The organism is Anabaenopsis sp. FSS-46 (assembly GCF_029891665.1).
In the GTDB taxonomy this organism is placed as follows: domain Bacteria; phylum Cyanobacteriota; class Cyanobacteriia; order Cyanobacteriales; family Nostocaceae; genus Anabaenopsis; species Anabaenopsis arnoldii.
In genome coordinates this window covers 1-6,245 of the sequence record NZ_JANQDG010000133.1, presented here as the reverse complement: position 1 = coordinate 6,245, position 6,245 = coordinate 1, and the positions used below count along the sequence as shown (strand labels likewise).

General features: G+C 43.4%; 8 protein-coding genes. 5 read left to right on the top strand and 3 right to left on the bottom strand.

All coding sequences use genetic code 11. The features are described 5' to 3' along the window. Positions 1 to 152: 152 nt before the first annotated feature. Both NWP21_RS16225 and NWP21_RS16220 read right to left on the bottom strand, forming a co-directional pair. The gene (locus NWP21_RS16225) at positions 153 to 383 is read right to left on the bottom strand and encodes a DUF5818 domain-containing protein (RefSeq protein WP_280793461.1); all 231 of its coding nucleotides are present in this window, start codon (positions 381 to 383) and stop codon (positions 153 to 155) included. A gap of 67 nt (positions 384 to 450) precedes the next feature. Then, positions 451 to 2,298: a S8 family peptidase gene (locus tag NWP21_RS16220; protein ID WP_280793460.1), complete on the bottom strand. Its 1,848-nt coding sequence runs from the start codon at positions 2,296 to 2,298 to the stop codon at positions 451 to 453. A gap of 105 nt (positions 2,299 to 2,403) precedes the next feature. Between NWP21_RS16220 and NWP21_RS16215 the strand changes: the two genes are divergently transcribed. The 5 genes from NWP21_RS16215 (at position 2,404) to NWP21_RS16195 (ending at position 5,444) form a co-directional block, all read left to right on the top strand. Then, positions 2,404 to 2,835 carry a hypothetical protein gene (locus NWP21_RS16215; protein WP_280793459.1) on the top strand — a complete coding sequence of 144 codons (432 nt, stop codon included), beginning with the start codon at positions 2,404 to 2,406 and terminating at the stop codon, positions 2,833 to 2,835. A 30-nt stretch (positions 2,836 to 2,865) separates the two neighbouring features. Further along, positions 2,866 to 3,714, top strand: coding sequence for a bifunctional hydroxymethylpyrimidine kinase/phosphomethylpyrimidine kinase (gene thiD / locus NWP21_RS16210; protein ID WP_280793458.1), 849 nt, complete (start codon positions 2,866 to 2,868; stop codon positions 3,712 to 3,714). Positions 3,715 to 3,738: 24 nt separating this feature from the next. Further along, entirely contained in the window at positions 3,739 to 4,281 is a 543-nt protein-coding gene (locus NWP21_RS16205) for a hypothetical protein (protein WP_280793457.1), read from the top strand. 165 nt (positions 4,282 to 4,446) lie between these two features. Further along, positions 4,447 to 4,785, top strand: a complete 339-nt coding sequence (locus NWP21_RS16200) for a P-II family nitrogen regulator (protein ID WP_280793456.1) — start codon at positions 4,447 to 4,449, stop codon at positions 4,783 to 4,785. Positions 4,786 to 5,231: 446 nt separating this feature from the next. Then, on the top strand, positions 5,232 to 5,444 hold the full coding sequence (locus NWP21_RS16195) for a hypothetical protein (RefSeq protein WP_280793455.1): 213 nt from the start codon (positions 5,232 to 5,234) through the stop codon (positions 5,442 to 5,444). Between the two features lie 13 nt (positions 5,445 to 5,457). Here NWP21_RS16195 and lepB read toward each other — a convergent pair whose 3' ends face one another. Next, complete coding sequence (gene lepB, locus NWP21_RS16190; RefSeq protein ID WP_280793454.1) at positions 5,458 to 6,030, bottom strand: signal peptidase I; 573 nt, start codon at positions 6,028 to 6,030, stop codon at positions 5,458 to 5,460. Between the last annotated feature and the right edge of the window lie 215 nt (positions 6,031 to 6,245).

Sequence of the window (6,245 nt, the reverse complement as noted above, 5' to 3'; positions counted from 1 at the left end):
TTTAAATGGGGCGTACAACATATTAAGAAAAGCAGTCCTGAACGCTTTTGCAGACGGGATAGAGGGGTTAGGAGTAACTCCAATCAGGTTTACCCCTGGTAAAGTGACTTTGTAGATTTGTCTATAATTTCACAAACTCTTGATGCAACACCTCACTCCGAAGGAACTTGAAATGATTTAACTTCCAGGACAGGACCGATCATGGCTATGGTCATGATGTCTTGGCGCACCTGTCCTGTAACTGTTACTGTTTGTCCGGGTTGGAGCAAGTTTTTGTCGGCACTTTTGAGGATTTCGTAAGTCGTACCATCATCTGTGACTAACGCCCAAGCGCCAGTACCAATATTTCGGCGTTGAATAGTACCTTTAACTGTAATGCTCATGTTTCAGAAATTGGAGGGGGGTGGGGAGTGGGGTTTTGTTCGGGGGTAAAAATACCCCATTGTCCTATTATGCTGTTTGAGTAGCGCTTTTCAATGCTAAATGAGCTAGTCCATAACAGAGTAAAGCATTGGTAACCAGGAAAGTCCGCGCTAGATAGCTACTTCCTAAGCCCCAAACTCCTGGGTCGTAAATGGCGCTAACTGTTAAAAAGGCGGCGTAGCCAAGACTCGAACCAATGGCGAACCATTTCCAGCTAGGATGTCCCAAGAATAAGGCTATTAAAACTATGGGGATGAGGACGCTAGCAAAGATGGGATTTAAGGGGTTAGTTCCTTGTAGGGTGTTACCTAGTTCGGGGATGGAACTACCTAGGAGGCGGAAAGGCCATTGGGGGAGGTCAAAGATATATATTCCTTTGAGGAAGAATAAACCAGAACTACCAGCAATTAAGCCACTGGATAAAGACCAACTCCAGGCGAAGGGGAAGTAAACTCGCAAAAACCAAGCCAGGAGATAGGAACCCAAGACCATCAGCAGCTTTGGTATTAGGGCTACTGCACCGCCATCAATCCAAAAACCGGGATTGAGATAGCCGTTGTCTCGTAACCACCTAAAGAAGTCTTGCAAGTTGATTTGTCCTTGGGTGGCTAGTTTAACTGCGGCTTCGGCATTCAGTTGTCCAGCGCCATAATAGTTGAAGCTATCATCCTCGATCGCCCTTGCTGATTGTTTGAGGACTTTTAACACCTCCTCTGGTTGTGTGACTCCAGAAGCTTTAATTAATGCGGCGACACCTGCAACGTGGGGGGAAGCCATGCTTGTTCCCTGGAGTCCTAAAAATACTCCTTGATTGTTGTGTTCGGGATCGATGGTTTCTTGAAGAATTGTCCCGGATTCACTCCCACCGGGGGCAGAAATATCTACGCCAGCGCCAAAGTTAGAATAGGGGGCTTTTTCTCCGTCTGGACCGAATGCGGCTACGCCAATAACGTGGGGGTAACGTGCGGGATAACTTGCCCCATTCTGGTTTTCGTTGCCGGCTGCGGCTACAATGGTTACACCTTTTTTATGGGCGTACTCAATGGCTTGTTTCATCAGTTGGCTTTCACCACCGCCGCCTAAACTCATATTAATGACATCCGCACCGTTATCAGCTGCGAATTTAATTGCTTCGGCAATATCGGCCACTGTGCCGCCACCATAGGCACTGAGTACTTTTAGTGGCATCAGATTGGCTTCGTAGGCAATGCCGGCTACACCATATTTATTGTTGGTGGTTTGGGCAATAGTACCAGCAACGTGAGTACCGTGTCCATTGTCATCTGTGGCTTCTTCGCGATCGCTCACAAAATCATAACCCTTAACAAATTTCGTATCTACCAGGTCACGCACAGGAGTTATACCAGTGTCAATTACAGCTACTGTCACGCCGCTCCCCTTGGTTTGACTCCATGCGCCTTCTATGCCGATCTTGTGTAGATTCCACTGTTTGCTGTAATATTGGTCATTCGGACCTGTTAGTGTAGGATTTACCTCGTCTACAGATGGTAAAATCCCGTCAAACTTTGCCGACTGTGGTAAGGGAATCGTTCTATAGATGTAATTTGGCTCGATTAATTGTGTAAATTGGGCGAAGGGAGATTTTTTCAGCTTTTTTAGTCGCTGGCGATCGCCTTCAATAATATACACATTATCCGACCCTGAGAATTGATTGTCTAATCGGGGTGTGACATTGTACTCTTGAGCGATCGCTTGTAAGTTCTGCTGTAATACTTCCGAGGGGATATCTTGGCGAAAATCTAACACAATAGTCTCAAATTCGCCTTTAGCTGCTAAACCATGAAAATTCAGGAACCCGAAAACAGCCGCCCCCAGCCCGATGACAAACAAGCATAATAATATAAGTCTTTTCATATTAACTGATCACCGCTTTTTGCCAGTTTGCTCACTACCATAACTTATCTGCATAGCTGGTTGGTGGACTTTGAACAATTTTTACGATTGAGGACTGTTTAAACAATGGAACGTGGTCTGTTATGGTTACCCTTGCTAGTTGTGTTTTTCTGGTTAGCTTGGCAAGGCTCAAAGGAATACCAGAAGGTGGAATCATATCGCCTTTGGTCTGAGCAATTTGAGAAATCCAAATATGATATTTACGCGGTTATAGGTCTGAAGGAGAACAATATCACCTGGGGTAAACCCAGTCCCCAAGGTCCAATTAAATTAGAAACTTTTTCTTTGCTGGATGTTAAAGATATACGTCTTTTAGTAGATGACAAACTAGTACAATTAGAAAACTATCCCCAAAAAGGTCGAGTCATTCAGTTAGAATTGATCTTGTCTGAATCTCAGTCGGTACGCATTCCATTTACAGAAATCCCTCTAGCTGCAAATTGGGTGAAGTATTTACAGGGAGTATGGGAAGATTTAAATACACAACCACATCAGTAATAACCCACCGAATCTTTACCCAAATTTTCCATGAACACTCAAATAACTAACAGAGTACCCATAGCTTTAACCATTGCTGGTTCAGATAGCGGTGGCGGTGCGGGTATTCAAGCTGATTTACGTACTTTTGCTTTTCACCGTGTCCACGGTACGAGCGCCATTACCTGTGTCACAGCCCAAAATACCCTAGGGGTAGCGCGGGTTGATGCTATACCCACCGAGGCGGTGATAGAGCAAATTCAAGCAGTGGTCGGTGATATTGGCGTACAAGCTGCAAAAACCGGAATGTTACTCAACCAAGAAATCATCTCTGCTGTAGCCCAGACAGTGGAAGCATTACAAATTAATAACTTAGTAGTTGATCCGGTTATGGTATCACGCACAGGGGCGCAACTCATTGATGATGATGCGGTGCAGACTCTGGGTCATAGCTTGTTACCTCAAGCTACCATTGTCACACCAAATCGCTACGAAGCGCAGATATTAAGTGGTTTACCCATCAATACTTTAGATGATATGCGGGCGGCTGCTCAGGTCATACACCGCAATCTCAGGGTAAAAGCCGTTTTAGTCAAGGGTGGCGCAATGACGGGTAACTGTCGTGGTGTTGATATCTGGTTTGATGGGGAAAAACTGGCAACCTTGATCACAAAACAAGTAGAGACAAAAAATACCCACGGTACCGGTTGTACACTATCAGCAGCGATCGCCGCTAACCTAGCCCTGGGTAATGATTTGTGGACATCCGTACAACAGGCCAAGGAGTATGTTACTAATGCCCTGACTTATGCCTTAGATATCGGCCAAGGTCAAGGACCAGTAGGACATTTTTTCCCACTGTTACAGTTTGATAGCATATCTGTACCATCTATAACTTAATTTTTGATACCCACCTATTTATTTATGCAAACAACCCCAACTTCAGTGCAGGGACATCCAGCAAAACCGCCAACATCTCAAAATTACCCTACCTCTGTACCACTGTATGTATATCGGCAATTAGCAACGGAGTTACAGTTAACACAAGTAAAATTAGAGACCATCACCAGTCAAAATCACCAACTAGAGCGAGAAAATCAATTACTACGCCAAGAAATTACCAAAGTAGTTCAGTCTTTTTCGCACCTACAAAATTATGTTAATACTGGTTTTAATCCGAGTCATCCCCAAGCTACTCGTGCCACTGCTGAAGCAAGCAGTCCAGCACCCGTGGTTAACCAAACCAGCCATCACCCTGAGTTGTCCACACCTGTAGAAATCAATTACCAGATACCACAAACATTGTATATAGAAGAGCAACCAGTCAACCATTATCCCCCCATGGAGAAAAAAGTCAAAGAATTGAGTAGCTGGTGGTTAGCTATGAATATTGTATTGTTGATGCTCACCGCATTTGGAGCGGCATATTTGATTGTGCCTCTTGTGTTTGAAGCTCAAAACCCCTAGTTTACACTTCCACAACTCCGAGTGACAACTAGGTAGGGGGTACACAGTTTAAAAAAAAGTGGCAATTTTTACATATTTTTGAAATTTAGCGGTAATGGTAAAAGTGGTTGACTTATATCTGCTTAGATAGATAAACAAACCTATTAGAAGTTAGGAGTGAAGATCATGAAAAAAGTAGAAGCCATTATTCGCCCATTTAAGCTTGACGAGGTGAAAATTGCCTTAGTTAATGCTGGAGTTGTGGGTATGACAGTTTCTGAAGTCCGGGGATTTGGAAGGCAAAAGGGGCAAACAGAAAGGTATCGCGGTTCTGAATACACTGTTGAGTTTCTGCAAAAACTGAAAGTAGAAATTGTGATTGAGGATAACCAGGTTGATATGGTTGTCGATAAAATTATTGCCGCCGCCCGTACAGGCGAAATCGGTGATGGTAAGATTTTTATCTCTCCGGTGGATGAAGTTATACGTATTCGTACTGGCGAGAAGAATACAGAAGCTGTTTGAGTATGGGGTGGTGTGAAGTATGACCCTGAGTCAAGGAGTTCCGATATTGCCAAACAATGGCAGTGGGAACGCCGTTATTGCCGAATCGAGGCGGAGTAAGACCAAGAAACCGCAAGGTAGACGGGTATCTGTCAATCAAGCAGGCATCCTACACCGTAACATCATGTGAGTCAAATCAAAACATATCCCTGATTTTCTACTATTATAGCGGGCAAAATGCCCGCTCACCTCCCAAAACTCTACTGGTCATTAACTCAGCAATTAAAATTAAGTTCAGTCAAGAATAGTGTAATTTTAAGTCGAAATATTCTGAAAGATTGCTGAATATAAGTTGAATTAAGACGCGATCATAATTCCTAATTAGAATTGATATATAGGAATCTGCCATGAAGTATCAATTTATTTCGTAAATCAATATTTTCTTGACAATGAAATTGGAGAAAATTATGAATTACTGTCCTTGTTGTTCCGGATTACTGTTAGGGCATATACGCCCTTGGGGTTTGGCTTGGTTTTGCCCCCATTGTTGGCAAGATATGCCAGTATTTAATCTAGAAAATCCCAGTTCATTAGAAAAGACTTTTGCCGCAGGTAGTTTAGTGGAGAAAATTAAGTACCGCAATAGTCATAGAATGTATGAAATTTCTTCTCAGCCTTGATGTGAAAAAGGACTCAAATCAAGCCTATGCGATCAAGAGGCCAAAAGCGAAATGCTGCGCGACCGATGATATTTTGTCTGGGTAAAAAACCCCAGTAGCGAGAGTCGTTACTATCGTTACGGTTATCTCCCATGACAAAATATTGATCTTGTGGAATTTGTACGGGGGGAAATGGCTGATTTGCGGGTTCGGCAATGTAGTCTTCTTTTAAGGGTTGACTGTCGAGGTAAACTTGACCGTTACTGACTTTGAGGATTTTACCAGGGATACCAATGATCCGCTTAATAAAGGCTTGGTCTTGGGGATATCCCCGGCGTTGTAGTTCGGCTGGGGGCTGAAAAACGATAATATCTCCCCTGGTGGGGGGGTGAAAACGGTATGAGAGTTTTTCTACTACTAAGCGATCGCCTGTATGTAAGGTAGGTACCATGGAGTCTGATGGTATATAGCGGGGTTCGGCGATAAATATTCTGATTAGCACTGCTAAACATAGGGCGATGGCTATGAGAGTTAAATTTTCTTGCCAACTGCTCCATCCTTTTGATGAGGTAGTGGCTGGTTTGGTATCAGTTTCGCGAACATTCATAAAGATTTGAGCTAGTTTAAATGGTGGGACAAATATAGCAAAGGCTTCAGGTTTGGGAAGTCATGTTTTCACACAGAGTTTGTGAAATTATAGACAAATCTACAAAGTCACTTTACCAGGGGTAAACCTGATTGGAGTTACTCCTAACCCCTCTATCCCGTCTGCAAAAGCGTTCAGGACTGCTTTTCTTAATATGTTGTACGCCCCATTTAAAT

What these genes read in the sequence shown, in the direction of transcription:
- thiD (WP_280793458.1), top strand. Translation starts at nt 2,866, where the DNA reads ATGAACACTCAAATAACTAACAGAGTACCCATAGCTTTAACCATTGCT.
- NWP21_RS16215 (WP_280793459.1), top strand. Translation starts at nt 2,404, where the DNA reads ATGGAACGTGGTCTGTTATGGTTACCCTTGCTAGTTGTGTTTTTCTGG.
- NWP21_RS16220 (WP_280793460.1), bottom strand. Translation starts at nt 2,298, where the DNA reads ATGAAAAGACTTATATTATTATGCTTGTTTGTCATCGGGCTGGGGGCG.
- NWP21_RS16225 (WP_280793461.1), bottom strand. Translation starts at nt 383, where the DNA reads ATGAGCATTACAGTTAAAGGTACTATTCAACGCCGAAATATTGGTACT.
- lepB (WP_280793454.1), bottom strand. Translation starts at nt 6,030, where the DNA reads ATGAATGTTCGCGAAACTGATACCAAACCAGCCACTACCTCATCAAAA.
- NWP21_RS16195 (WP_280793455.1), top strand. Translation starts at nt 5,232, where the DNA reads ATGAATTACTGTCCTTGTTGTTCCGGATTACTGTTAGGGCATATACGC.
- NWP21_RS16205 (WP_280793457.1), top strand. Translation starts at nt 3,739, where the DNA reads ATGCAAACAACCCCAACTTCAGTGCAGGGACATCCAGCAAAACCGCCA.
- NWP21_RS16200 (WP_280793456.1), top strand. Translation starts at nt 4,447, where the DNA reads ATGAAAAAAGTAGAAGCCATTATTCGCCCATTTAAGCTTGACGAGGTG.